Source organism: Chondromyces crocatus (assembly GCF_001189295.1).
GTDB classification, from domain to species: domain Bacteria; phylum Myxococcota_A; class Polyangia; order Polyangiales; family Polyangiaceae; genus Chondromyces; species Chondromyces crocatus.
Map to the genome: position 1 here is coordinate 8,196,936 of NZ_CP012159.1, position 25,698 is coordinate 8,222,633.

The window sequence follows — 25,698 nt, forward strand, 5'->3', positions numbered from 1 at the left end:
GCGGGGCCACGGCGAGGGTGAGGTCGACAATTGGGTCGGAGCGGCCGTTCGTCCAATATATTGTCGGGCATTGCGCTATACCTTCAGGGTATGGAGCTGCGGCACCTCCGGTACTTCCTTGCTGTCGCCGAAGAGCGACACTTCGGCCGCGCGGCCCAGCGTCTGCACATCGCGCAGCCCCCGCTCAGCCGGCAAATCCAGGACCTGGAGGCGGAGATCGGCGTCTCGTTGTTCGATCGCTCTCCTCGGGGCGTGGAGCTGACGGCGGCCGGCAGCGTGTTCCTCACGCACGTCCGGCGCATCTTCGGCACGGTCGAGCTCGCCTTGCAGGAGACCAAGCGAGCCAGCGTGGGAGAGACGGGCCGGCTCGTCATCGGCTACCTGTCCTCGCTCGCTTACAGCGGCATCATCGATCTGGTCCGCGCCTACCGGCTCCGCTTCCCCACGGTCGAGCTGGCCCTGCGGGAGATGTACCCGCAAGAGCAGCTCGAGGCCCTCAAGGAGGGGCGCATCGATGTCGGGTTCGTGCGGGCGCCGCTCGATGATCCGACCATCGCGCGGCAATGCGTGCGTAGCGAGGAGCTGGTGGTCGCCTTGCCGAGCGAGCACCCCCTGGCCGCTCGAAAGCGCATCCCGCTCGCCCTCCTGGCCAATGAGCCCTTCGTCTCCTTCCCACGGCAGCGCGGGCCTGGCTTCTTCGACCAGATCATCACGCTGTGCCGCGCGGCGGGCTTCTCTCCTCGCATCGTGCAGGAGGCGCCGCTGCTCGACATCCCCAGCATGGTCGCCGCCGGCTTCGGCATCGCGATCCTGCCCGAGTCGATCCGGCAGCTCGGCCGTCGTGGGCTGTCGTTCAGGCCGCTCGTGGGCGGGCCGAGGACGAGCCTGCTGATGGTGTGGCGGCAGGACGATGGGTCACCGACGATGGAGGGGTTCATCGCGTTCGTCCGGCGCGTCGGCGTGCCCAAGCTGCGCGCCGGAGCGAGCGAGAAGAAGAAGACGGCGAGCGGCTGAGCGATCACGGGTCGCGGCGTTCGACGTCGCGAGGCGTTCCATGTCGCCACGCATTCTCCAGGTGCGCTGGATCGGGTACACAGGGCGCCATGAGCAAGGACGTACGGCTGGAGACCCGCGGGCCCCTCGGCGTGGTGACCCTCGATCGCCCGAAGGCGCTCAATGCGCTCGATCTGGGGATGATCCGCGAGATCGCTCCGCGCCTCGAAGCCTGGGAGCGCGACCCCGAGGTGAAGGCCGTCGTGATCCGGAGCGCGGGCGGCAAGGCGTTCTGCGCGGGCGGCGACGTGCGCGCCGTGGCCGTCTCGGTCGGCGCTTCGTCCCCCGCGGGGGAGGAGCCGCTCCACCTGGCGTACTTCCGCGAGGAGTACGCACTGAACCACCGCATCCATCGCTACGCGAAGCCGTTCATCGCGCTGGTGGACGGGATCAGCATGGGCGGCGGTCTGGGGCTCTCGCTCCACGGCTCGCACCGGGTGGTCACGGAGCGGCTGATGTTCGCGATGCCCGAGACGGCGATCGGGCTGTTCCCCGACGTGGGCGGCGGGTGGTTCTTGCCGCGCTTCCCTGGCGAGGCGGGGACCTACCTGGGCCTGACGGGTGCGCGGTGCAATGCGGCGGATGCGCTGTGGCTCGGGTACGCGACGCACCACGTCCCGCAGGACCGGCTCGACGCGCTGCTCGATGCGCTGACGGGTGCCCGCTGGGACGAGGCCGATGCGCACGGGCTGGTGTCCGAGACCCTGGCGCGCTTCACCACGGACCCTGGCGCCTCCCCCTTGCGCGCCCACGCCGAGGTCATCGATCGCTGCTTCGCCGCCGACCGCGTGGAGGACATCCTCGACGCGCTGGCAGCCGAGGGCTCGGCGTGGTCCGAGGCGACGAGGAGTACGTTGTCGCGGATGTCTCCCTCCGCCTTGAAGGTGACGCTGCGGCACCTGCGCCTGTGCCGCGGCCTCCCATACGAGGACGTGAAGGCGATCGAGACCCACCTCAGCGAGGCGATGGCCCTGCGCCACGACTTCCGCGAGGGGATCCGCGCGGTGCTGGTGGACAAGGATCACGCGCCGCGCTGGAAGCCCGCCACGCTGGCCGAGGTCACGGACGAGGACGTGGCGTCGTGCTTCGTCGGCGCCCGCGCGCTCACCACGCCCTGAGGGGCGCGGTCCCGCGGGGGGAGACGAAGGGGGACGCGGGAGCTTCTGCGACGAGGGCATCGCCGCGATCGGAGACGAGGCCACCGGGGAGCAATCCCGGACGGTGCTTCGTCCGCTCGCGCGCGCGCCAGGCGGCAGGCGCCATGCCGTGGTGGCGGCGGAAGAGACGGCTGAACTGGCTGGCGTCGGCGTAGCCGACCCGCTCGGCGATGATCTCGACGAACTCGTCCGTCTCACGCAGGCGTCGCCGCGCCTCGGCGAGGCGGCCTTCGACGATCCAGGCGACCACCGAGCGCCCCGTCGCCTGCTTCACGGCCGTGGTCAGGTGAGCGGGGGAGCGGTGCACCGCCCGGGCGACCTCGCCGAGGGTCAAAGGTCCCAGGCAGCGCGACTCGATGAAGGCGAGCGCCTCGGCGACGAGGGGAGGCGTCTCCCGGAGGGTCGTCTCCACGGGCGCCGCGCGCACGATCTCGGCCAGGATGAGGCCCAGCAGGCTCTCGGCCACGATGGGCAGCATGCCCGCCGAGCGCGCGAGTTCACGCTCGAGCTCTTCGAGCAGGTGGAGCACGTGCGACTGCCTTTCGGTCGGCAGCTCGACGACCGGGAAGGCCCCTCGGCGGACACGGTCGAGCGGTGCGAGAAGATCGCGAAACCGATCCTCGGCGAGACAGCTGTGGCAAAAGGCGATCCCGCACATGTCGACGGCGCTCGCCGCCAGCACGCGGTGCGCGTCACCAGCAGGGATCAGGTGAACCTGTCCAGCCGTCAGGGTCAGCTCACCGTGATGCTCCATCCTGAGCTGACCGCCCAGATGGAACGCGAGGACGGCGTAGGAGTGGACGGCTGGACGCTTCGTCGACCGGAACCGCGCCGCGGGCTGTCGCCCGACACGGATGAGGTCGGAACCGAGGGAGTCGATCGGGAACTGCGCATCGGCCGCCACCCGCCGAGGGTAACACGCCCCCGCCGTCGTGCAGGCGCAGCAGCGATCGGAGGCCCTCTGCCGGGTCACGGGACGGAAGCTCTCCGGCCTGCGGCCTCGACCGTCAGACCGAGGTTCAAGAAGGCTGCGGCCAGCGTGCCGGCCGATGCGGACGCGATGGCTGCCTGCATCATGGTGGACGCGTCGCCCGCCACGGACACGCCCGGCATCGAGCTCTGCTGCTGGGCGTCGACGCGCACGACGCCGTGCTCGTCGAGCGCGAGCCCGAGCCGCTCGACCAGGGGCGCAGGTCGCTGCGCCGGTCGAAGGAACAGCATGCGCCGGGCGACCTGATGGCCATCTTCCAGCTCGATGGCTTCCAGCATCTTCTCTCCGAGAAGGCGCCGGATGCGGCGCGGCTCCACGCGGACGCGCGCCCGGGAGAGCCGGTCCAGGATGTCGGGTGGCAGCTCCACCCCCTCGGAGAAGACCACGAGATCATCGGTCCAGCCCGTGAGCAGCAGCGCATGCTCGGCGAGCGGTGCGCTGGTCGCCACGACGCCCCACGGGAGCCCCCGGACTTCGAAGCCATGGCAGTAGGGGCACTGGGCGATGCTGTGACCCCACAGCTCCCGGGCGCCGGGGATGTCGGGCATCACGTCGACGACCCCCACGGTGAGAAGCACCCGCCGGGTGAGGTGGGAGGCGCCATCGTCCATCGTGACGCGCAGGAACTCGCCTTCGCGCACGACATCGACCACCAGCCCGTCCCGCAGCGTCACCGACTCGTACGCGGCGAGCTGCTCGCGGGCGATCCGCCGGAACTCGCGCGGGGGTGTCCCGTCTCGGGTGACGAAGTTGTGCATCTCCGCGGCCGCCGCGTTACGCGGGATGCCTCCGTCGCAGAGCAGCACCTTCTTGAGGCTCCTCCCGAGGGTGAGCGCCGCGCTGAGGCCCGCAGGGCCCCCTCCCACGATCACGACATCCTGATTCATTCTCTCCTCGTCGCCTTTCAGGTGCTGGTGTGGCCGAGCCGCTCCCCGGTTTTGCTGATGTCCACAGCCCGTGCCGAGGAGCGCGCCTGCCCCGAGGGCTCCCCAGCCCAGCAGCGCCCGCCGCGTGCAAGCGACGGAGGTTTCACGGTTCTCAGCCACCCCCGGAGCATGACGCCTGGCGGAACGGTGACGAATGGCGGTCTTTTCGGTCGGACTGGCGAGACTTCAGAGAGACCTCGTCGACGTCGGCGGCCGCACCGGGGCCCCCCACGGACGACGTCGTCAGCAGCCGCGTGGTGACCAGGAGCGAGGACGGCACGCCACGCCGGTCGGTCGCACGGAAGCGAATGCGACCGAACGCACGGCATCGCACACCGTCGTCGAATCAATGAATTCGTGGATTCCGCAACTGGTGAAAGGACCGCAGCGAAAGCATGCAATGATGCGGTCTCGCGCCCTATCGCTCGCTGTGAGACATGTCGCAGAGGCGACGACGCGGAGGCGAATCTTTCGACGCGATGATGGCCGCCGTGATGAGTGATGTATGCGCGAGGAGGGACAGGTGTTCCTTTCGCACCAGCTCGGCAATTTGCAATCATTCGCCGCCGAGAACCCGGCACTGCGCAGCAAATTGCAGCCACCTCGTGCGCAAGAACAGGTGCCTTTACCTTGCGCCAACGAAATCGCAGAGTGGCGTTCGCTGCGGGCTGTGCAAGCTCGCTTCGGGCCACAGGTGTGCTCGCGGATCGCGAGCAGCGAGGAGAACTGAATGCAGCGTACGAGCAAGGCGTCGGCACGAGCGATTAGCATCCAAGGGGGAGAGCGACGGGCGCGCGGCGCCCGCGTCGGGGGCGTGGGTGGTCATCGGCCGGGCGCCCCGACCCGCATCCTGGGCTTCCTGGCGTTGCTGGGAGGCGTCGGTGCAATCGGCGCGGCGTGCGTGGCTCCCCCGGGGGACGACGAGTTCGACGAGTTCGACGAGGCAGAGATGGCGCTCTGCCCGGGTGCACGCAACCCGTACGCGAGGATCGAGGCAGAGAGCGCCAACGCCTCGCAAGGAGTGACGTTCGAGACGACGACCGACACGGGCGGGGGACAGAACGCCGGCAGCATCGCCAATGGCGATTACCTGCGCTTCAATGCCGTCGACTTCGGTTCACCGGGTGCCAACAACGTCCAGGCCCGCGTGGCCTCCGGCGCGTCGGCCGGCGTGAGCGGCCTCGTGGAATACCGGCTCGGCGGGGTGAACGGCACGCTGATCGGCTCCTTCTCGGTGGGCAGCACGGGTGGCTGGCAATCGTGGCAGACCGTCCCGGCCAACGTGCAGGCCTCGGGCATTCACGACCTCTACGTCGTCTTCAAGAGCGGCCAGCCCGCGGATTTCGTGAACCTGAACTGGATCCAGTTCCAGGGGTCGATCGGCAGCGGCTCTTGCCCAGGGGCGACGAGCAGCTCGAGCGCGACGACGAGCACCTCCTCCACCAGCGCCACGACCGGGAGCGGCGGCAGCGGAGGGACCGGCGGCGGTGGCGGGAGCGGCGGCGCCTGGACGTACAACCCTGGCCAGGCGTTCGCCACCACGGCCCCGCCCTTCACCAACGTGACCCATCCCCTTCAGCCCACGGGGCTATGGGGTTCGATCGGTGGCGCTCGCCCCACCAACGCGTCGTGGCTCAACGTCGTCCTCGGCTCGGGCGACGAGCGCATCCCCCAGTGGCCGTACACCGTCAAGGCGCAGGCCCAGACGCTCGGCGTGTCGCTGCCCGGACGCATGGTCGCCGCGCTCTCCATCACCACGGGGGCGGACGTCCACGTCCAGCTCGGCGCCGTCGAGACCTTCTCCGGCCACGTGCTCACGGGCCACGATGCCCTCTCGGCGACGCTCCGGTGGAATGCCTCCGGCGGCTCGATGACCACCCCCATCGTGTACGGCGCGCCCTACGTGACGGCGCAGTACGCAGGGCTGCGGCCGAGAATCACGACGGGCGGGCCGGCCATCCTCTCGGTGAACGGGAGCGGCAGCGGCAACGTGAGCGGCACCCGCTTCGAGATCACGCTCAACAACGGGCAGACCTGGCTCCTCTACGCGACCAGCAACATCACGCTCTCGGTGGCCACGTCCGGCCTGAGCGCCACCTCGGCGTACACGGGCGCCCTGCGCGTGGCCCTGCGCCAGAGCGCCGCCGCGGCCACGGTGCTCGACCAGCACGCCGCCGCCATCCCCACCGGCGGCTCGTTCGGTGCCAGCGTCAACGGCAACACGGCCACGGTGACGTACCAGTGGACCAGGACCGGCTCCGGCACGCTGCTCACCATGGCCATGCCGCACCACCAGTCACGCCTGTCCGGCGCGACCACCACCTCCCTCACCTACACGACGCTGCGCGGCGAGCTGAGGGGCATCGCGGGCAACTCGTGGACGCTGAGCTACCCGCTCCCGGCCACCGACTTCGACGCCCCCAGGGCCATCGATGCGTCACGGCGCGCCGCCGTCGAGAGCGCGCTCCTCGCCGATCAGTCGTTCCAGCCGGACGCGACCACCGTGAGCAACGATCCCTATTTCGGTGGCAAGCAGCTCGCCAAGCTGGCGCGGCTCGCCGTCATCGCCAGGGCGGTCAACCGGACCGACATCACCTCCACCCTGGTCACCCGGCTCAAGCCCCTGGTGAATGCATGGCTGAATGGTACCAACGGGAACCCGCTCCGCTATGACAGCACCTGGGGCGGCCTCATCACGGCTGCAGGACGCAACGATCCGTCCGCCGATTTCGGAATGGGATACTACAACGATCACCACTTCCATTATGGCTATCACCTCTACGCGGCCTCGGTGATCGCGCGGGAGGATCCGGCGTGGGCGACCACCTACGGAGGCCGGGTCATGGCGCTGGTCCGCGACATCATGAATCCCAGCCCCTCCGATCCGTACTTCACCCCCTTCCGGAACTTCGACTTCTACGAGGGTCACAGCTGGGCCGCCGGGCTGTTCGTGTTCGGCGACGCCCGCAACCAGGAATCCACCTCCGAGGCCGTCAACGCCTGGTACTCGACGGCGCTCTACGGCCAGGCCACCAGCAACACGAACCTGCGCAACCTGAGCCGCGTGCTGCTCGCCATGGAGATCGACAGCACCCAGCGGTACTGGCAGGTCCGCAACGCCGACACCATCTACCCCGCCCCCTTCCGCGACTTCCACGCGGTCGGCGTGCTCTGGGGGACCAAGGTCGACGCAGTGACCTTCTTCGGTGCCAACCCCGAGCTGGTCTACGGCATCCAGATGATCCCCTTCACCCCGGTGTCCGAGGCGCTGCTCAACCCGGCCTGGATCCAGGACGCCTGGCCGCAGATGGCGTCCGCCGCGACGAGCGCGTCGCAGGGCTGGCGCGGGTTCATGTACATGGCCCACGGCGTCATCGACAAGAACGCCGCCTGGAGCGAAGCGTCGACCTTGTCCAGCTACGACGACGGCAACAGCCGCACGAACACGTTGTACTGGCTCGCCACGCGCCCCTGATGCCCGCGCACGTCGCTCGGAAGGCAGGCCCTCCCGGGCGACGTGCGCATCCCTGACCCGCTCGGGTCCAGTTCCTTCCTGCGCATCACCGCTCGTAGCGACGGGCAGGTGGTCTATCCTGGCAGCGGAGGCCCCCCTGCATGAGTCAGTTCCGAGACGATCGAGTGGCCCTCCGCGCTCGCACGGAGAACCTCGAGCGGCAACTCGCCGAAGTACAGGACGAGCTGCGACAGTCGCAAGCTGCGCTGCGCGACGCCGAGCAAGCCATTCCCCGAGAGCGTCTGGAGGAACTCGAACAGAGCAAGGCCGGCCAGAGGCACCAGCTCGTCAAGATTCGCCGAGAGCTGCGCCAGACGCAGAAATTGCTGACCGAGACGCAGGAAGCGTTGACCCAGGCCCAGGAGGCCGCGCCCCAGGAGCGGCTGGAGCACCTCGAGAAGGCCCTGGAGGAGCAGCAGCGAGAGAACGCCGAGCTCCAAAAAGAACTGCGTCGCTCGCAGCGAGCGCTGCACCGGTCTCAGAGGTCCAGCTCCCCCGAGCAGGTGGAGCAACTCGAGCGCGAACTCGCAACGGCCCGGGAAGCCCTGAAGAGACGACGGGGAAAGACGGAGATCATCCCCCTGGACGAGACGATCCGCTTCGTTCCCATGCGCCCGGAGCTCACCGCCAGGGATGCTCTCGTCTCCATCATGCTGCTCGCCGTGGGCTTCAGCCTGTATCTCTTGATGAGCTCTTGCGCGGGCACGTGAGCATCGAGTTCGAGTGACGGGCCATCTGACCCGAGACGTCTCGACCCGTCGACCGTGCAGCAGGCCGTCTCCTCCCACCTCACTCCTCCCCGGAGTCCGCTCATCGGCGGATTGCAGATGGGTTATCCTGGAACGAGGATGCACGCATGAGCCAGTTCCGGGACGACCGAGTAGCTCTTCGCGCCCGTGCGGATGGGCTGGAGCAACAGCTCGCCGAGGTCAACGAAGAGCTACAGCGCGCGCAAGAGGCGCTTCGCCAGGCCGAGCAGTCCACGTCCCGTGACCGGGTGGAGCAACTCGAACAGGATGCGCAGGGGCAGAAGAAACAGCTCGCCGCACTCCGCAAAGAGCTACGCCGGACGAAGAAGGCGCTGAACGAGGCCCAGGAATCGCCGTCCCAGGCCCAGCTGAACCAGCTCGAACAGGAGCTTGCAACGACACGACAGACCTTGAAACAGCTTCAAGGTCCGGTGAACAAAGTCCCCCGTGCGCACGACCTGACGCCGCGACAGCATCATCTCCGGCTGGTCGTCGGGCTCGCTTTCATCGCCCTCGTGCTCCTGGCCGCCCGCAGCGCCATCTCACCTCCAGCCTCGGCACCAGGGCTCAGGAGCGCAACCTGGGATGGCAGCGTCGTGGAGTCCTCCGACCCGAGCCTGAAGCCAGGGACCCCCTGCATCGTCATGGCAGGATTCGCCGAGCTGACGTACGGCTCGACCAGCAAGGTCGACCATCTCCAGGTCCACTGCAACGGGAAGACCGTCTTCGAAGCCGGTTCTGGCACACCGCCTCGCAACGCTGCGGTCACCGAGCAGCAGGGTGGGAACGGGGCGCTCGTTTCGCCCATGCTCTACACGCTGGTGTACGACCATGAAGAGGACACGCTGTGGGCCCCTCGTGAGATCTCCCTGAGCTCACCGGCACGCACGGCCAGGATCTGGCGCGACACGTTCCCCCACGTCGACCTCCGCCTGAGCCTCGAACCCACGTCGCATAATTTTCTCTCCGAGGTCCTCTCGCCTCGCCGATGACGTCGCGCTGGACGTCACCTCCTGTTCCACCACACGCCCCCGACGGCCGTATCGCCCGTGCGGCTGCCCGCTCGCCGGACGACGTGCTCGGTCCTTCGACCGAGCCAGACGTCCGCCTGCTTTCCACCTCGCCGGTCGCCGGCTGACGCCCCGTGCGTTACCCTGACGAAGGGAGACGCCTGCATGAGCCAGTACCGGGGAGAGCGAGACGCACTTCGCGCACGCGCAGAGGGCCTGGAGCAGCAGCTCACCGAGGTCCGCGGCGAGCTGCAACAGACGCGCTCGGCGCTGCACCACGCCCAGCAGTCCACGCCGTGGGAACGGCTGGAGCAGCTCGAACGCGATCTCGCCACGGCCCAGAAGGCCGTGCTGGAGCTTCGAGGACAGATGTCCTCCACCGTCCGACCGGCACCTCGCGCGAACGGGGCAGCCGTCGCTGCCGGGATGGTGGCCCTCATCCTGGCAGGGACGGGCACGGCCTTGATCCTCGCCGCGCGCGCGGGAAACAGCGAGCCACCGCCGCGTCGCACCACGGTCACCTGGCCGCCTCCCACGCCCGCCGCGCAGACCCCACTCGCGGGCGCCACGGGCAAGGTCCCGAGCGCGGTGACCCCCGCTCCAGAGCGCATCGAGGCGCGGTGGAACGGGCAGGTCGTGAGTGCCTCCGGGCTGAAGCTCGCGCCAGGGACGGCGTGCTCGGCCGAGGCGACGCTCCTCGACACGCACGAGCAAGGGGCCCTCGGCGTCGACGCGCTCACGGTTCGCTGCGGCGGCCAGGACGTCTACCGCTCCAGCGACGACCTCAATGGCATCTCGATGCTCCGCTCGGGCGCCTCCACCCAGGAGAGCGAGGGGCGGAAGTCCTACACGCTGGTCTACGACGACACGGGGGACAGAACCGGGGACCGCAACCAGATCTCGCTGAGCACGTCGGGACGCGAGGCGCGGATCTGGCGGGCCACGGTCCCTACATTCGACCTTCGCCTCCGCCTCGAACCGCTCGCCAGTGGCACGGCCACCAACACGGGCTTCTAGCGCACGCCGTCGACGCCCACGTATGCCGCCCCCTCGCGGGTCCCCCCCAGCAAAGCCGTCAGCGCGCCAGGTCTCCTGACCTCGCGGCGCCTTCGGCAACGATCACATCCGCACCATCGCAGCGCCCCAGGTGATCCCGGCACCGAGCGCGCAGAGAAGCACCGCGTGGCCCGGCTGCACACGCCCGTCACGCACCGCACCATCCAGCGCGATCGGGATCGACGCCGCGCCCGTGTTGCCCGTCTCGGCGAGGTCCTCGATGAACTTGTGGCGTGGGTAGCCGAGCCGCGCCGAGATCAGATCGACGATGTTGCGGTTGGCCTGGTGCGGAATCACCCAGTCGAGCTCCGCGCTCGTCAACCCCGCCGCCTTGAGCGCCTGCATGGAGTACGAGGTCAGGTGCTTCACGCTGATCTGGAACAGCTCTCGGCCCTTGATCTGTAGCCGGTGCCGCTGTCCTGCGAGCGCGTCTGCCGTCACGGGCTCGGCCGAGCCGCCCGCGGGGACCGACATCAGGCCGGTCAGGCCACCGTCCGCGTGGATGCGGGTGGAGAGGATGCCCCGGTTGTCGCCGGTGGCCGGCCCGAGGACCACCGCGCCCGCACCGTCACCGAAGAGGGGCACCGTGGTCCGGTCCTCCGGGTTCACGAGCCGCGTCATCATGTCCGCGCCCACCACCAGGATGGTGTTGAACGTGCCGGCGGAGATGAACTGGTCCGCGACGGTCATCGCGTAGAGGAAGCCCGCGAACGACGCCGCGATGTCGAAGGAGGGGATCATGTCGGCGCCGATCTTCTGCTGCACGTGCACGGCGGTGGCCGGCATGGGCGAGTCCCCGCTGGTGGTCGCCACGATGATCATGTCGAGATCCGCCGGCGTGAGCCCGGCCGCCTCCAGGGCCGCGCGGCTGGCGGCTGCGGCCATGTCGCTGGTGACCTCGCCCGGAGCCGCGACGCGCCGCCGCTGGATCCCGGTGTGCTCCTGGATCCAGGCGTCCGTCGTGTCGAGGCGCTTCGCCAGCGCGTCGTTGTCCACGATGGTCGCGGGCAGGTAATGCCCGGTACCCACGATGCGGGTCCGCGGGATGCTCATCTGTCGTGCCATGCGGCGCAGGCTAGTACAGCCAGGCCGGGTTCGGAGCAGGAAGCGGGTCGAGACACCGGAGCGCTTGAGTCCTGGGCAACACCGGGTACATAAAGCGCCCGAGATGGCGAAGAGCGACAGCCGCAAAAAGCGCCCCGGTGACGACGAGCCGGTCGACGCGAAGACGTCGTCCGAAGAACGCGACGCCGACACCGAGGCGACGGACGAGACCTCCGAGACGGCCGACGAAGCCTCCGAGACGGCCGACGAGGCCTCCGAGAACGACGCCGACGAGGCCTCCGAGGAGAAAGCCAAGGCCCCTGCCCGCGAAGGGCGCGCAAGGGCGAAGGGACGGCCGACCCCCCGCGCGCTCCCGCCACCGCCCCTCCCGGTCCAGGGCGGTGCGCTGGGCAAGAGCCTGCTGCTGTTCGTGCTCATCATCGGCGGCCTGGCTGCAGCGTTCGCCATCTTCGGCCAGGAGACCGGGGGGCGCGGCGCCGTCGCCTGGAAGCCAGGCTCGAAGACGCAGGTGGAGATCACCCTGGTGGCCAGCGACAAGCGCGACCTCTCCTGCTGGTCACCCCAGGAGCAGAACGAGCGCCACTGCGGCTTCGAGGCTCCCGCCAAGCCCTGGTCGAAGGGTGACCCGAACGACGACAAGCTCCTCTTGCGCCCGTACACGACCGTCGACGGCGTGCAGTTCCTCGCCGCCGGCGTGTGGAGCGATCCCGCGCTCGCCGGCAACCTGCCCCTCGGCCGCTTCTCGGTGAAGTGCACCTTCAACGTCGAGGGCTCGTTCAAGCGGCCCAGCGTGCGGTGGTCCTCCGAGGGATCCTGGCTCGACCAGACGAACGACTGGATGACCGGACACGTCTCCGGCTGCCGGCTCATCGGCGCCACGCCCTGACCCCCGTCGAGGTCCGACGTCCCACCAGGGTAGAATGCCCTGATGTACGCCGGACCCGTCCGACGCTTTGCTTCTTCCCTTCGCGCGCTCGCCGCGCTCACCCTCACGGCCGTCGCCTCGACCGCTGCATGCGGCTCCACGACGGTCCAGCCTCCCCCCGTCATCGACGACACAGCCGTCCCCCCCATCTCCGTGCTGGAGCGCTGGCTGGACGACCGCGCGTCCCTCGACGGCGGCTTCATGCCCACGGGCTCGCCGTCTCATCGCGCCTACGTCGACCGCCTCGAAGCGTGGTTGCATACCACCTGCGCCGTCGACATCCAGCGTGAGCCCTTCAGCTTCCTCGACTGGAAAGCGTCCAAGGTCTCGCTCGAACTCACCGGCCCCGAGACGCCCATCCCGATCGACGTCCTGCGCGCGACCCCTCATTCCGGCAGCACACCGGCCCAGGGCGTCCACGCCGACCTCGTCATCCTGCCACCGCCCACCGTGAGCGTGACCAGCGTCCGGCTCGACGGCAAACCCTTCGCCGAAGGCCTCGACGCTCACGACGTGGCCGGGAAGCTCGCCGTCGTGCGCCTCCCCGTCCCGGTCCTCCCCCTCGGCCTCTTGCGCGGCAGCTTCTACCACGTCGTCGATCGAGGCGAGTCCCTCCCCTCGCACGCCCCGCGCATGCCGCTCGCGGTGCTCACCAGCATCACCGAGATCGCGTTCGCGCTCCGCGATGCAGGCGCCGCTGGCCTCGTCGCCGTGCTCCCCTCCGAGGATCCCTACGTGGTGGACCAGTTCGGCCCGATCACCCCGGACGAGCTGGGCATTCCCAGCGTCTACGTCTCCCCTTCCGCGGGTGCCGCGATCGAGGAAACGGTGGCGTGGGGCGGGATCCGCGGCCACCTGCGGCTCGTGGCGACCGGCGCCACCGGGACGATGGACAACCTCGTCGCCCGCATCCCCGCCGAAGGGCGCGAGCGCCTCGTCGCACTCAGCACCCACACCGATGGGACGAACCTTCTGGAGGAGGACGGCGCCGTCGGCATCCAGGCGGCCGTGACGCACTTCTGCTCGCTCCCTCCCGCAGAGCGCCCCGCCGACCTTCACGTGCTGCTCCACGGTGGCCATTTCCCGGGCAACGTCTCTCTACGCCAGCACGTCGACACCCTGCCGAGCGATGTGCGCGAGCGCATCGTGTCCGCCGTGGAAGTCGAGCACCTCGGCGCGCGGGAGCTACTCCCCGACGAACAAGGCCGCTACGCGACGACCGGACGCCCCGAGCTCTTCCTCGTGACCACCACCGAGCCCACCGTGGCCCCCATCGAGGCAGCCGTCACCTTCGCCGAGCGCCTCGATCGCGTGATCCTCAGCGCCCGCTCCACCCTTCCCATCGGCTCCGGCACCGAGTGGCAAGAGGTCGCGCCGCTGGTGCAGCTCATCGCCGGACCGAACTACCTGCTGAGCGTCGAGAAAGACGCCGGTCCCATCCGAGAACTCATCGACGTCGACCTGCTCCGCACCCAGGCCATCGGTCTCGTCGGGCTCGTCTCCCACCTCGCCCTCGCCCCACAGGACGACTACACCCGGCGCTCCGAGCGGGCTCCCTGACGCGCATCGACACCGTGGTGCACCCCGCACCAGCCCACGCCACGGCGAGGCTCACGCCCACAGGGTCACCGGCTCGATTCCCCCGCCCACCTCTTCGACATGCACGACCAGCTCAGCGATATCGGTCACTCCCCGCTCCACCGTGAGTTCGACCACGGCATCGCGGACACCTCGCTTCGCTCGCCAGGAATCAAAGGGATAGTCTGACAGCGGCAAGAACGTGTCGCGCCCACGTGGCCGGGGAACCGGCTTCGTTGCCCCACTGTTGATGGGGGAAAGATGCGTGCGATGAGCATGCCGCTCCAGCAGCCGCGCCGTGTCCACCGTGAGCACCGTCTGGCGCTTGTCTCGGTAGGCGCGTGCCTGGAGCAACGTGTCGAGCCTCGCGCGGGACAACCAGAAGAAGACCTTGCCGTTCAGCAGCTCGTACCACGCCTTCGGCGTGAGTCCGTCCATGAGCGCTCGCACGAGGCCCTTGTCGTCCATGGGTAGCTGATCGCGAATCACGGCGGCACCGTGGATGCGATGCTCGATCTTCCTGGACGCCGGCCGATGCGACGACTCAAGAGCGTATCGGGCGTCACCCTGGACCTCGAAGAGGTCCAGGAGGGAACTCGTGCTGAGCAAGCCATGACGCAGGATTCCCGGCCAGCTTCCAGCCTCGGCCATGTGATAGAGGCGAGGGTAGTGAGCAACGAGCGTTGCAGGTGTCACGCCCATCACCAGCTCCGCCGATCAATGATGCTGCGCACGTCGAACCTCGTGGTGATGAGAGAGACGGGGGCCGAAGCAACACGCTCGATCTCCTCGACGAAACGAATGGTTTCTGGGGTGAGCTGCTCGAACCGGCGCGCTTTCTTGTTTTCGCGATCGATGTAGTCCACGAAGGTCAAAGCGATGTCAGTCGGCCCATTCAAGCTCACCGCACCTCGCAGCAGAGACCAATCGAACTCTCCGACCCGTCGATCACGTCGCGTGGTGGAAGTCTTCTCGATGCTCCGTAGCTCCTCGGCATCCAAGCCCGAGCGCCTCGCCACTTCATCCCAGCCGATTTCTCCAGCCAGAGGACCCGAAGAGCCTCCTTGTGGGTTCTGAACCCGGATCGGATAGGCGCGACACGCCATGATGATCTTGCGGACCCGGCTGGGAGCAATCCCTGCTTCCGCCAGGCAGCCGCTCACCGTGGTGTCACGAGAGGTGACATACGGATACGCGCCATGGTGGAGGCTCAACCCTGTCCCCTGAGTTCCTTCCAGCAAGATCTTTCGCCCTTCGGAAAAGGCATCATCCAGTACCTCCCGTGCAGATCGGAGATAGGGCTGCAGGGCCAGGACATCCCGAGCGAGTTGAACTGCAGGCGCTGCTGCTGTCCGCAAGACCTTTCGCGAAGTTGCAACGCCGACCCCTTGCCCTGTCGAACCGATGGCCCCCGTGAGCATCTGCGCCTCGAGCGCAGAGTCGTGAGAGTCGATGACCATGGCCTGGGGATCGATGAAAAGCCGGCCCGGCATGACCTGACACTCCTCGATTTCCTTGCGCAACGTCTCGGTATGAATCACCGCCCCCGGTCCGAGCAGTAGCTGGGCAGAGCCATGTCGGGTCCCGGAGGGAAGGAGATGAAATGTGTAGGGCTTCGGCCGCTCGTAAACGGTATGACCCGCATTCGGTCCGCCGACCCGAACCAACAGGTCATAGGCCGGTGCGAGGTACGACACGATGTGCCCTTTGCCCTCGCTACCAAACTGACCACCGACGACCACGTCCACGAGCCGCTCGATTCCGCGGCCGTAAAGCCCCAGATGACTCGCGACACGCACGACGACGTCATGTTCGGAGCAACGCGCAGTGTCGATGACGACATCGGCGATACTCGCAAGGCTCTCCACATCACGCTCCGTTGCGTTCGCCCGCACATCGTCATACGACGCCAGCTCGGCGACACGCCCCCTTCGTTGCGCATAGCGGTTGGCAAGCACCTCTCCTGGGGCTCTGACGTGCACGTGGATGACATGCAGGCCGAAGATTTCGCGAATCGCCTCGATCTGCTTCTCGATGCGAACGGCATCTACAATGACGGTTGCATCGCGGGATGGCCCCGAGAGCACTCTGGAGAGTTCCTGAGCGACCCACTTTCCATCCGTCTCTCGATCGAGAGCCTCCCCCGCCTCCTGGAGCGCGGCTCTCTCCTCCGCAGTCTTCGACGACGAACGTATGAGATCGCGAGTTTTCAGCCGCTCGAAACCATAGCGCGCGATCAGGGCATCTCCCAAGGTGGTCTTCCCCGATGCCACAGGACCCGATAACACAATGATTCGCTTCGCCATCGCGCTCCTCGTCCCTTCCGCGGTGTGCGCACGAGCCGAGACCGCAGCGGAGATCACGGGTGAACCGTCAACGACGCCGCGCCAAAACGGGCACGGCTGACCATCCCCTGATTCAACGAGCGTGCCAGCGTGGCGACATACGCCCACGGAGAGGACGTGATAGGGAGACGAACGTTGGCAATTGAGTGCAGGAGCGAGAATCTGTCGGTCATGTGAGGAAGACTCGTCGCCACGCCACACGTCGCAGGCGGCAAGCTCGCTCCCTTCGGTGACGGCACGTAGCGTCTTCTCGACTCACCTCGTGTCCACACGGCCACGAGTGGCCATCCGAGCGCGCGGTGTACCTCCTTTGCGGACAGACCTGGCCACGCTGAACCGAGGCCCATCAACGCTGCACCACGACCCCTCAGGCCCCTCCCGTCCCCCTCCTCCGCCCTCCCCTGGCGTGACGCACCGCGCGCTGCCGGCTTAGCTCCCCTCGGTGCAGCCCACGACGCCGACCGCCCCTCCCTCCCAGCAGCCGGCGCCCGCACCCGCCGAGGAGCAAGCCGGCAAGTGGACCGTGCTCGCCATCGTCGCCATCGGCGTCGTCATGGCCACGCTCGACACCTCCATCGTCAACATCAGCCTCCCCGCGATCGCCGCCCACTTTCACGTCCCCCTCAGCGGCGCCATCGCGTGGGTCATCATCGCCTACCTCGTCGTCCTCGCCGCCCTCACCCTCACCGCCGGCCGACTCGCGGACATGTTCGGCCGCAAGGCCGTCTGGATCGCCGGCCTCGCCCTGTTCACCACCAGCTCCGCCCTGTGTGGTGCGGCCACTTCCCTCGGCATGCTCGTCGCGTTCCGCGGCCTCCAGGGCATCGGCGGCGCCCTCCTCATGGCCGTCAGCCCGGCCATGCTCACCCGCGCCTTCCCCCCTTCCGAACGCGGGCGCGCCCTCGGCTTGAACGCCGTCTTCGTCGCCCTCGGGGTCAGCGCCGGCCCGACCCTCGGGGGCCTCATCACCGCCCACCTGAGCTGGCGCTACATCTTCTACGTCAACGTCCCCGTCGGCGCCCTCGGCATCCTCGCCTCGCTCACCCTGCTCACCGAGCGTCTCCGCCGCAGCCACAGCCGCTTCGACTTCCCTGGCGCCTGCCTCCTCGGCGGCGGCCTCGCCGCCCTCACCGGAGGCCTCTCGTTCGGCCAGGAGCTCGGCTGGCGCTCACCCCTCCTGCTCGGCCTCCTCGGCACCGCCCTCCTCCTCCTCGGCGTCCTCCTCGTGCACGAACGTCGTCACCCTGCCCCGCTGATCGACCTCACCCTCTTCCGCCACCGCGTCTTCGCCTCCTCCAGCGTGAGCCTCGTCCTCAGCTTCTTCGCCCTCTTCGGCGGCAGCATCATGATGCCCTTCTACCTGGAGCAGCTCCGCGGCTTCTCCGTGCAGACCTCCGGCCTCCTCATCACCCCCCTCCCCCTCACCCTCGCCGTGGTCGCCCCGCTCAGCGGCTCGCTCGCCGACCGGCTCGGCTCCCGCTGGCTCACCGCGGCGGGCCTCTCCCTGGGGTGCGCAGGCCTCCTGCTCACGGGCAACCTCGACGCCCGCAGCTCGATCTCCGCGATCGTGGGTAGCCTGGTCGTCACCGCGATCGGCCAGGGCCTCTTCCAGGCACCGAACAACAGCGCCCTGCTCGGCGCCGCCCCGACCGACAAGCAGGGCGTCGCCTCGGGCTTGCTGGCGACAGGCCGGGTCATCGGCCAGAGCATGAGCGTCGCGCTCGCGGGCGCCATCTTCCCGAGCCTCGGCGGCGCCTTCGCTGGCCACGAGCTGACCCGCCTCCGCGAGAGCGGCGCCACCCCCGAGCGCATGGCCCCCCTGGAGGCGACCTTCTCCACCGCCTTCAGGACCACCTTCCTGGTCTTCGCCGCCATCGCCTCCCTCGGCGTGCTCGCGACGCTCGTCCGAGGCCGGGAAGGCCGGCGCGCTAGGCCCTGAGACCGAAGGCGATCACCCAGACCATGCCGAGCCCCTCCAGCACATGCTCCACATGGTCCCCCCCGTCGCGCGTCATCCACACCGTTCCGTCGGTCAGCCCGGCGCACACCGTGTCCGGATCACCGGGATCGACGCACGCCGCGAAGCTCCCTCCCGGGATGAACGGCGTGTCTCCCACGCGCCGCCAGGTCTCGCCCTGGTCGTCGCTCCGGTAGAAGGCGCCATCGCCTCCCCGCGTCGGATCGAACCACGCCGGCGGCGGACGGCGCACCGCGAACACGAAGAGCGTCTCCTGCCTGGCCGGGTGCATCACCAGCGGAGACAGGTACGTCCGATCGAGCCCTTGCCGACACCGCCGGAAGTGCGCGCCAGCATCGTCGCTCCGGTAGAACCCGTCACCGCTCGTCGCCAGCATCACCTCCGGCGCCTCCGAGGGCAGCACCACCGAGTGCGCGTCGAACTCCATCCCCACCGTCAGGTTCTCCCACGTTTCGCCCCCGTCCTCGCTGCGGACGATCCAGCCCTCCTCGATGGCCGCCGCGATGGTGCGCGGCCGCGCTCGATCCAGCCCGATTCCCCTCACCCGCGGCAAGGGAGGCTGGTTCGGCGAGGTCCACTCCTCGTAACGCGGCAAGCTCGACATCGACCCGCAAGGTGCCCAGCGCGCGTCGCCAGGGTGCTTCTGGTACAGGTTCGCGGGCTCGGTGCCGGCGTACAGGGTGCCCGTCACCGGGTGCTGCACCAGCGACCAGATCCGCATCGCCCCGAGGCCCTCGCTGTCCGGCGTCCAGGTCTCTCCTGCGTCATCGCTCCGGTACACGCCAGCGTCCGTGGTCCCCACGTAGAGACGCCCGGGCTGCTGCACGTCGACGACGAGCCCTCCCTTCGGGATCGCCACGTCCGAACCTGCCTCCCCCATCGAGGCCGCGGCCTTCCTCGCCAGCTCGGCCCACGCGCGATCGGGATCGAGCGGCAGCCGCCCGAGCGGCCTGGCCACGTAGCGATCGCCCTCTGCCCGGGCGACGAAGAGGCCCCGTGTCGAGCCAATGTAGAGGGGCGCTCGGGAAGGAGCCGAGGAGGTCGGATGGGTGCTCGCTGGATCGGTCATGATCGCCTCATGACGATCTTGAACCCGCGGAGCGCGCCTGCAAGCCGTAGAAGGACGCGCTCTGCTGGGTCAGGCCAGGCGCCGCCCGGTCATCGGGGAACCTCTCACGACGCCAGCCAGCCGTCCCACCCGAGGCAGGCGCGCGGCTCCGGGGCCACCTGACGCTCGTTGCCCTGAGAAGTGGTCGAAGCCCCGGGCCGCAGGGTTCAGGTCTGCACGGGCGCGACTCCCAGCGCCGTTGCCGTCTTCGCCTCCGCTTCCGCGACGGCGCCGACCGCCCCCTCTTGGACCCCTTCCCGGATCGGCTGGAGCCCTGCGTACGAGTGCGCTCGCACCCAGTTGATGTGCATCCCCCGGCACCGCGTGCTCTCCACGCAGTCCTTGCAGCCCAGCGCCTTGGTGTAATAGCCGTCGGCCACGTAGCGCTGCGTGTAGCGGTTCATGTCGATCCGCGCGTCCTGCCCCAGCATCTCCACGTCCAGCACCTGCCGCGTCGGCCGTGGCGCTCTCCCCGAGAGGCAGCGCGGCACGTTCTCCACGGGCACCTCGGCAGGCAGCTTCGCGAAGAACGCCGGCAGATCCACATCGTTGTCCAGCGCGTCCGTCACCCGATCGTGGTTGCGCTGCACCACCAGCACCCGCCGCCGTGCCTCCGCCTCGAGCCCGAGCAGCACCGGCGCCGTCTCCTGCGTCAGGAACACGCCGATCTCGAAGTCCCCCGGCAGCGCGAGCAGCCGCTCCAGCGCCTCGGGCCGCGCCGTGTCGCAGCGGACCAGCGTCTTGCCGAACAGCATCCCGCCCGGCTCCAGAGCCTCTGCGATGCCGCGGTACTCCGCCAGCTCCAGCTCGATCTCCGCGGGTGCTGCCGCCAGTGCGAGCCGCCGTGCCCCCTCCAGATCCGGCGCCACCAGCCGCGCCACCTTCGCCGTCGGCAGCTTCCCTGCCAGCGGCGGCTCCCCGGCGAAGCGCAGCACGTCGACGGTCTCCTCGCTCCGGGTGGCGATCGCCTCGTCCAGCGTGTCGCAGAGGCTCTGCAGGTAGCAGTGCTTGCAGCGCTCGGCCTCGCGGCAGTGCAGCTTCTGGCCGAGCGACAGGTACCGGTCGTACTCCTCGCGCCGCCCCCGCACCTCGTCGTTCAGCTTGTACGGGTCCTGGATCAGCTCCTCGAACCCCTCGGTGTACGGCGGCGGGAAGCGGTTCAGCCAGATGTGGATGTCGGGCCGACGCGCGTACGCGAACGCGCGCTGCAGGTGCTGGAGGTTCCCGTCGAGATCGTAGAACAGATGGTGCCGGGCGTTGCTCCAGGCGTTCCCGAACGGGATGACGTGGAGCAGGTCGAACTCCTTCACGCCCCAGGAGATGAACGTCTCCAGCATGTCCGGCAGGTGGCGGACGTTCTGCTTGTTGATCACGATGTCGATGTTGATGATGAACCGCTGCGCCGCGAGCGCCGCCTTGAGCCCCTCCACCTCCTCCACGAACGCGCCGGGCGTCCCCACCAGCGCGTCGTGCAGCTTCGCCGTGTGGCCGTGCAGGGAGAAGGTGATCTCGTCGAGCCCGTTGCGCGCCGCCGTCTCCAGGAACTCCGGGTAACGGAACATGCGCCCGTTGGTCACCGTCTGCACCTTCGGGTAGCCGGCGCGCTTGCCGAGCCGCACGAAGTCCAGGAAGTTGGGGTGCATCGTCGGCTCTCCCCCGGAGAGGATCAGCCGCTGGGCGCCGCGCTTCCGCCCCTCGATGATCTGGACCTTGATGTCCATGTTCTTGCGCATCGTCCCGTCGTGCGCGTTCGAGTCGAGGCAGAAGGTGCAGCGGTTGTTGCAGTCGTACGACAGCCGCACCCAGTTGCGCTTCTCGTGCGCCGCGTCCTCGTGCTGCGCGACCTTCTGCGCGCCCTCCATCCCCTCGGGGCCGCCCTCCGACCCGCCGCGCGCGAGCAGGGCGTCGTTCTGGAAGTCGGCGAAGGTCGAGTCCTGTACGGCTTGGGTCACGGGCGGCCTTCCTCGGCGGCGATGCGCTGGTAGCAGAGCATCCACTGGTTCGACGTCTCCGGACCGACGGCCCGGCGAGAGAGAAGCGTGAGCGGGCGCCCGGCGAGGCGTCGTGCTGCCTCGTCCGCGCCGTCGTTGCGGTAGTGCTCGAAGCGGTTCACCGGGGCGGCCTCGGCGCGGGCGGCGTGGACGCGACTGCGCACGAGCCCGAACGCCACGTTGTCGACCACCATCAGCGTGCCCCCGGGCCGCAGCCGCTCGAGGACCCGGTCCAGCACCCCCCCGGGATCGATCAGGTGGTTCCAGCTCCGCAGCACCAGGACGTGGTCGAACTCCCCGAGATCGTCGGGCAGCGCCTCTGCCGGGGCCGCCACGAAGCGACCGAAGGGAAAGCGTGACGCGAGCACCGCGAGGCGCCCCTCGTCCGGATCCACGCCCACGTACTCGATGGCCCCCTCCCGCGCCTGCGCCGCGAGCACGTCGAGGTACGGCCCCTCGCCGCAGCCGAGATCCAGCACCCGCCCCCGCAGCGCCCGCAACCGCTCCAGGACCAGCGCGTCATCCCGCGTGAACACATCCTCGCGCACCGCCTCCCAGCACCCGGTGCACTCGGGCCGACGGGGGCAGGCCTCGCACTCGGCGGAGACGCGCAGCTTGCGCAGATCCCGAGCGAAATCATCCGGCGCCAGCTTGGACGAGACGTCCACGTAGAGCTGCCCCAGGTCCTCCTTCACCGCGAGCAGCTCCGTGTCCGCGAAATCGCGCGTCCCGGTCCGGAAGAGGCGCATCCGGTCCTTCAACCGCAGGAAGAGCGTACGCCCTCGATCGTAGGGCCGGACGCCGTCCCTTCGGACGGGGCACGGCGCCCCGGGAGGTCGCAGCAGATCACGCTCCGGCACGAAGTGGTACGAGTTCGCGCGGGGCTGGTCCACGACCGGCCGCAGCGCCTCGTCCCCTCGGGCCTCGTGATAGCCCCGGTACAGCCCCGGACAGGCCCCGCGCAGCGAGCAGTCCGCGCACTTCTCCGGGTGGACCTTGGCCACGTCGTCGACGGGCACGAAGTCGTCCTCGTCGGCCTCGATCATCGACGCGAAGCGGTGCGTCTTCAGGTCGTCGTACAGGTGCTCCAGCCCTGGCAGCAGGCAGAACGGGATCCCGTCGTGCGCGAACCGCAGCGTCCCTGGCGCGGCCTGCGCAACCCCGTACTCGATCGCGTCCTTCACCGCCTCCGCGCACACCGAGACATCCGGCGCGAGCACGTCGTACGCCCGGTCCGCCGCCCCCTTCGGCTGGGTCATCGAGAACTTCAAGCACAGGTCCGGCAGCGCGATCAGCCGATCGACGAGGCCCCGCAGGTGCTTCACGTTCGCCCGGGTGACCACGCAGTTCGCCGTCAGATCCGGGACACGGCCGGCGAGGTTCTGGAGCGCCCCCACCGCCTTCTGGAACGTGTCGGCCCGGACCACGGAGTTGTGGACCTTCGACGCCCCCCCGTGGATCGACATGTACACGTACCGCAGCCGGCAGCGCTCGATCAGCTCGTCGACCACGTGCGGGTACGAGAGCAAGAGCCCGTTGGTCACCAGCCCGAAATCGAGCCCGAGGCCCGCCACGCGGTGCGCCCAGCGGAGCAGCTCCGGCCGGATCGTCGGCTCGCCCCCGGAGAGGACCACCATGCTGTACCCGAGGCGCTTCGCGCGATCGATCTTCCACTCCACCCGCTCGGCGGAGTCGTTCATCTCGCGCAGCTCGGCGGTGTGGCAGAACGTGCAGTTCTCGTTGCACGCGTAGCCGACCTTGATGAGCGCCTTCACCGGACCACCGATCGTCGATGCTACCCCGGCGAGGTGATTCGCCAAAGCATCGAGTCTCTCGCCCGTCCCCCCCCGACGGCGCACGGTCTCGGCCGCTAGAGGTCGGTCTTCTGGAAGACTTTACCGGGGAACTTTCGCTCGAAGTGCTCCACGATGGCGAAGCCCAGCACCTCGACCGTGACGCCAGCGACCGCGAGACGGACGGCCAGCCCTGCAGGCGCCGGCAGGAACGTCCCGACGCGGCGCGTGAAGAATCGGAGCCCCTGGCCGAGGATGGTGAAGCTCCCCCCGAGCGCCGTCGTGCTGACCACCCCCACCGTCTCGCCGTAGATCGACCCGATCACGCTCATCATGTGGGTCTCCAGGGTCGCCAGGCCGGCCGTGGTGCCTGTCAGTGGGATGGCCGCGAAGGCCGCACCGCCAATGGCGTAGCGGTGGACCCAGCGGCGCGATTCTTCCTTGCAGGTCGTCATGGTCCCAGGTGTACCAGATGTCGGCCGCCCGTCCACGCCGGCACGGCCGGAAGAACGCCTTGCGCGTTGACCCGAGACCACGTCCTCCCGCACCATCGTCTGTGGAGTACACCGTGACCCGAGCTGCCCAGACCGCCGCCGACCCACGCGCGATCACCTCCATCGCCGAGCGGATCTCCGGCCAGAAGGACCGGATTCACGTCTCCATCGGCGCCGTCTGCAACAACAACTGCGTCTTCTGCATGGAGGAAGACCGTGACGGCCGCTACGAGAACAACTCCGCCATGACCACCGAGCGTATCCGGTGGATCCTGGAGCAAAATCAGGGCGCGGAGGAGGTCTGCTTCACCTCCGGCGAGCCCACCACCCGGCCCGAATTGCCCGATCTCGTGGGCATGGCCAAGCGCATGGGCTACCGCCGCATCAGCGTGATGACCAACGGGCGCCGCTTGATGCACCTGCCCTACGCCGCGCTCCTCGCCAAGGCGGGCATGAACCGCTTCTACATCTCCATCCACGGCCACACGAAGAAGCTCCACGAGGGTCTCACCCGCACCCCCGAGAGCTTCGAGCAGACGGTGGCCGGCATGGACAGCGTGGCCAAGCTGAAGCGCTTCGGCGTCGAGCTGCACACCTCCACGGTCCTCACCGACCGGAACCTCCCCCACATGCTCGACGTGTACCGCTTCCTCCGGGAGCACGGCGTCGACCAGGTGGTGTTCAACGTCATGCAGGCCAATGGCCGCGCCGACACCTACTTCGAACAGATCTTCCCCTCGTACACCGAGACCGCGGCCGCCTTCCGGTCCTTCCTCGACACCGTGGGCGAGGCGCAGCCCCAGGCCTTCCTCGTCGACATCCCCCTCTGCACCACGGAAGCGATCCCCGACTTCAACCGCGGCTACGTCGAGCGGCACGCCCACTACGACATCTCCCGCCGCAACACCACCGTCCTCAAGGAACAAACCGCCACGCGCGCGCAGCAAGGCGGAGGGCGTGGCCTGGTGCTCCTCACCCGGCAAGACCTCGACGAAGCCGAGCGCGCCAAGCGGGACACCTGCGCGACATGCCGCTACGACGGCGTGTGCGAGGGCGTCTGGAAGAACTACCTCAAGCGCAACGGCTGGGACGAGTTCATCCCCATCCCTCCTTGACCGCTCGCCCCAGCGTCCCATCCCTGCGCTCGCGCAACGCCCCCCGAACCGCCTCCCGCCCGCCCCCTTCCGACCGCGAGGCGCCTGTCCTAGGCTCCACGGCCTGATGACGCGGCTCCACCACCTCCCCTTCTCTCCCTGGTCCGAGAAGGCCCGCTGGGCACTCGACCACCACCGGGTTTCCTACGAGACCGTGCAGCACGTCCCCCTCGTCGGCGACATGCGCTTGCGGGTGCTGCTGCGCAAACCGCGCGGGAGAGTGACGGTGCCCATCCTGGAGGACCAGGGCCAGATCTTCCCGGACTCGCTGTCGATCGCGCGCCACGCCGAGGCCATCGGCACGGGGACCCCCCTCTTCCCCGCCGAACACGCGACCCAGGTGCAGCGATGGCACCAGTTCTCGGAGGAGCTCCTCAACGCCGGCCGCGGCGTCTTCGCCCTCAAGCAAGCCGACGACGTGCAGGCCGCTCAGGCGGCGCTCCCCCGCAAGCTGCATCCCGCGGTGCGCAGCCTCCTCGCGCCCGTGGCACGTCAGACGATGAACCTGTTCGTCGCCAAGTACCGGATCCGCGACAGCGAGCGCTCCCACCGGCCCGTGCTGGAGAGGCTCCTCGAAGGCCTGGCCACGGTCCTGTCGGATGGGCGCCAGTACCTGGTCGGGGAGCAGCTGACCTACGCCGACCTCGCCGTGGCGCCTGCCTTGCAGATGGTGAGGCCCGTCGACAAGCGGTTCATGCCGGTCGGCCCTGGCGGACGAAAAGCCTGGTCGAACGACGACCTCGCCGAGCGCTTCCCCCAGCTCCTCGCCTGGCGTGACGCGCTCTACGAAGCGCACCGTTCGTAGAAGCGT

The 25,698-nt window shown here is 68.9% G+C and carries 21 protein-coding genes; 12 read left to right on the top strand and 9 right to left on the bottom strand.

The annotated features are described in order from the left end of the window. Positions 1–90 precede the first annotated feature (90 nt). Both CMC5_RS29435 and CMC5_RS29440 read left to right on the top strand, forming a co-directional pair. Positions 91–1,014, top strand: coding sequence for a LysR family transcriptional regulator (locus CMC5_RS29435; RefSeq protein WP_050433514.1), 924 nt, complete (start codon positions 91–93; stop codon positions 1,012–1,014). An 89-nt stretch (positions 1,015–1,103) separates the two neighbouring features. Next, positions 1,104–2,171: an enoyl-CoA hydratase/isomerase family protein gene (locus CMC5_RS29440; protein ID WP_050433515.1), complete on the top strand. Its 1,068-nt coding sequence runs from the start codon at positions 1,104–1,106 to the stop codon at positions 2,169–2,171. On the opposite strand, the gene CMC5_RS29445 is transcribed toward CMC5_RS29440, so the two are convergent. Together CMC5_RS29445 and CMC5_RS29450 are read right to left on the bottom strand one after the other, a co-directional pair. Then, a complete protein-coding gene (locus CMC5_RS29445; protein WP_082362909.1) occupies positions 2,158–3,183 on the bottom strand; it encodes an AraC family transcriptional regulator in 1,026 nt (341 codons plus the stop codon). The two genes, CMC5_RS29440 and CMC5_RS29445, sit on opposite strands and share 14 nt — an antisense overlap. Next, on the bottom strand, positions 3,180–4,088 hold the full coding sequence (locus CMC5_RS29450) for an NAD(P)/FAD-dependent oxidoreductase (protein WP_050433516.1): 909 nt from the start codon (positions 4,086–4,088) through the stop codon (positions 3,180–3,182). The genes CMC5_RS29445 and CMC5_RS29450 overlap by 4 nt, the downstream gene beginning before the upstream one ends. 544 nt (positions 4,089–4,632) lie before the next feature. On the opposite strand from CMC5_RS29450, the gene CMC5_RS43285 reads away from it, so the two are divergent. The 5 genes from CMC5_RS43285 (at position 4,633) to CMC5_RS29470 (ending at position 10,417) form a co-directional block, all read left to right on the top strand. Next, a complete protein-coding gene (locus CMC5_RS43285; protein WP_082362910.1) occupies positions 4,633–4,857 on the top strand; it encodes a hypothetical protein in 225 nt (74 codons plus the stop codon). 84 nt (positions 4,858–4,941) lie between these two features. Beyond that, complete coding sequence (locus CMC5_RS29455) at positions 4,942–7,602, top strand: glycosyl hydrolase (protein WP_050433517.1); 2,661 nt, start codon at positions 4,942–4,944, stop codon at positions 7,600–7,602. 140 nt (positions 7,603–7,742) lie between these two features. Continuing rightward, on the top strand, positions 7,743–8,351 hold the full coding sequence (locus tag CMC5_RS29460; protein WP_156338938.1) for a hypothetical protein: 609 nt from the start codon (positions 7,743–7,745) through the stop codon (positions 8,349–8,351). Between the two features lie 146 nt (positions 8,352–8,497). Next, a complete protein-coding gene (locus tag CMC5_RS29465) occupies positions 8,498–9,382 on the top strand; it encodes an AAA family ATPase (protein ID WP_050433519.1) in 885 nt (294 codons plus the stop codon). 183 nt (positions 9,383–9,565) lie between these two features. After that, positions 9,566–10,417, top strand: coding sequence for a hypothetical protein (locus CMC5_RS29470; RefSeq protein ID WP_050433520.1), 852 nt, complete (start codon positions 9,566–9,568; stop codon positions 10,415–10,417). A gap of 102 nt (positions 10,418–10,519) precedes the next feature. Here CMC5_RS29470 and CMC5_RS29475 read toward each other — a convergent pair whose 3' ends face one another. Further along, positions 10,520–11,521: a beta-ketoacyl-ACP synthase III gene (locus CMC5_RS29475; protein ID WP_245677814.1), complete on the bottom strand. Its 1,002-nt coding sequence runs from the start codon at positions 11,519–11,521 to the stop codon at positions 10,520–10,522. Positions 11,522–11,624: 103 nt separating this feature from the next. On the opposite strand from CMC5_RS29475, the gene CMC5_RS29480 reads away from it, so the two are divergent. Further along, positions 11,625–12,407: a hypothetical protein gene (locus CMC5_RS29480; RefSeq protein WP_050433522.1), complete on the top strand. Its 783-nt coding sequence runs from the start codon at positions 11,625–11,627 to the stop codon at positions 12,405–12,407. Between the two features lie 42 nt (positions 12,408–12,449). Further along, the gene (locus CMC5_RS29485) at positions 12,450–14,006 is read left to right on the top strand and encodes a hypothetical protein (protein ID WP_050433523.1); all 1,557 of its coding nucleotides are present in this window, start codon (positions 12,450–12,452) and stop codon (positions 14,004–14,006) included. 51 nt (positions 14,007–14,057) lie between these two features. Here the strand turns inward: CMC5_RS29485 and CMC5_RS29490 are convergent, their stop codons facing one another. Beyond that, complete coding sequence (locus tag CMC5_RS29490; protein ID WP_050433524.1) at positions 14,058–14,726, bottom strand: DUF7002 family protein; 669 nt, start codon at positions 14,724–14,726, stop codon at positions 14,058–14,060. Beyond that, on the bottom strand, positions 14,726–16,330 hold the full coding sequence (locus CMC5_RS29495) for an adenylosuccinate synthetase (RefSeq protein ID WP_050433525.1): 1,605 nt from the start codon (positions 16,328–16,330) through the stop codon (positions 14,726–14,728). Before CMC5_RS29495 ends, CMC5_RS29490 begins: the two co-directional genes overlap by 1 nt. A gap of 481 nt (positions 16,331–16,811) precedes the next feature. Here CMC5_RS29495 and CMC5_RS29500 point away from each other — a divergent pair, with 481 nt between their 5' ends. Beyond that, positions 16,812–18,308 (top strand): MFS transporter, encoded by a 1,497-nt coding sequence (locus CMC5_RS29500; RefSeq protein ID WP_050433526.1) that lies wholly within the window; start codon positions 16,812–16,814, stop codon positions 18,306–18,308. Here CMC5_RS29500 and CMC5_RS29505 read toward each other — a convergent pair. From CMC5_RS29505 to CMC5_RS29520, 4 genes are all read right to left on the bottom strand, one after another. Next, on the bottom strand, positions 18,298–19,416 hold the full coding sequence (locus CMC5_RS29505; RefSeq protein ID WP_245677817.1) for a sialidase family protein: 1,119 nt from the start codon (positions 19,414–19,416) through the stop codon (positions 18,298–18,300). The genes CMC5_RS29500 and CMC5_RS29505 overlap by 11 nt on opposite strands. A gap of 206 nt (positions 19,417–19,622) precedes the next feature. Then, on the bottom strand, positions 19,623–21,407 hold the full coding sequence (locus CMC5_RS29510; protein WP_050433527.1) for a radical SAM protein: 1,785 nt from the start codon (positions 21,405–21,407) through the stop codon (positions 19,623–19,625). Continuing rightward, entirely contained in the window at positions 21,404–23,266 is a 1,863-nt protein-coding gene (locus CMC5_RS29515; protein WP_050433528.1) for a radical SAM protein, read from the bottom strand. The genes CMC5_RS29510 and CMC5_RS29515 overlap by 4 nt, the downstream gene beginning before the upstream one ends. 50 nt (positions 23,267–23,316) lie before the next feature. Continuing rightward, positions 23,317–23,694 (bottom strand): hypothetical protein, encoded by a 378-nt coding sequence (locus CMC5_RS29520; RefSeq protein ID WP_050433529.1) that lies wholly within the window; start codon positions 23,692–23,694, stop codon positions 23,317–23,319. 113 nt (positions 23,695–23,807) lie between these two features. Between CMC5_RS29520 and hxsC4 the strand changes: the two genes are divergently transcribed. Beyond that, a complete protein-coding gene (gene hxsC4, locus CMC5_RS29525; RefSeq protein ID WP_169796702.1) occupies positions 23,808–24,848 on the top strand; it encodes a radical SAM protein HxsC4 in 1,041 nt (346 codons plus the stop codon). Positions 24,849–24,954: 106 nt separating this feature from the next. Beyond that, positions 24,955–25,692, top strand: a complete 738-nt coding sequence (locus tag CMC5_RS46130) for a glutathione S-transferase family protein (RefSeq protein WP_050433531.1) — start codon at positions 24,955–24,957, stop codon at positions 25,690–25,692. Positions 25,693–25,698: the final 6 nt, after the last annotated feature.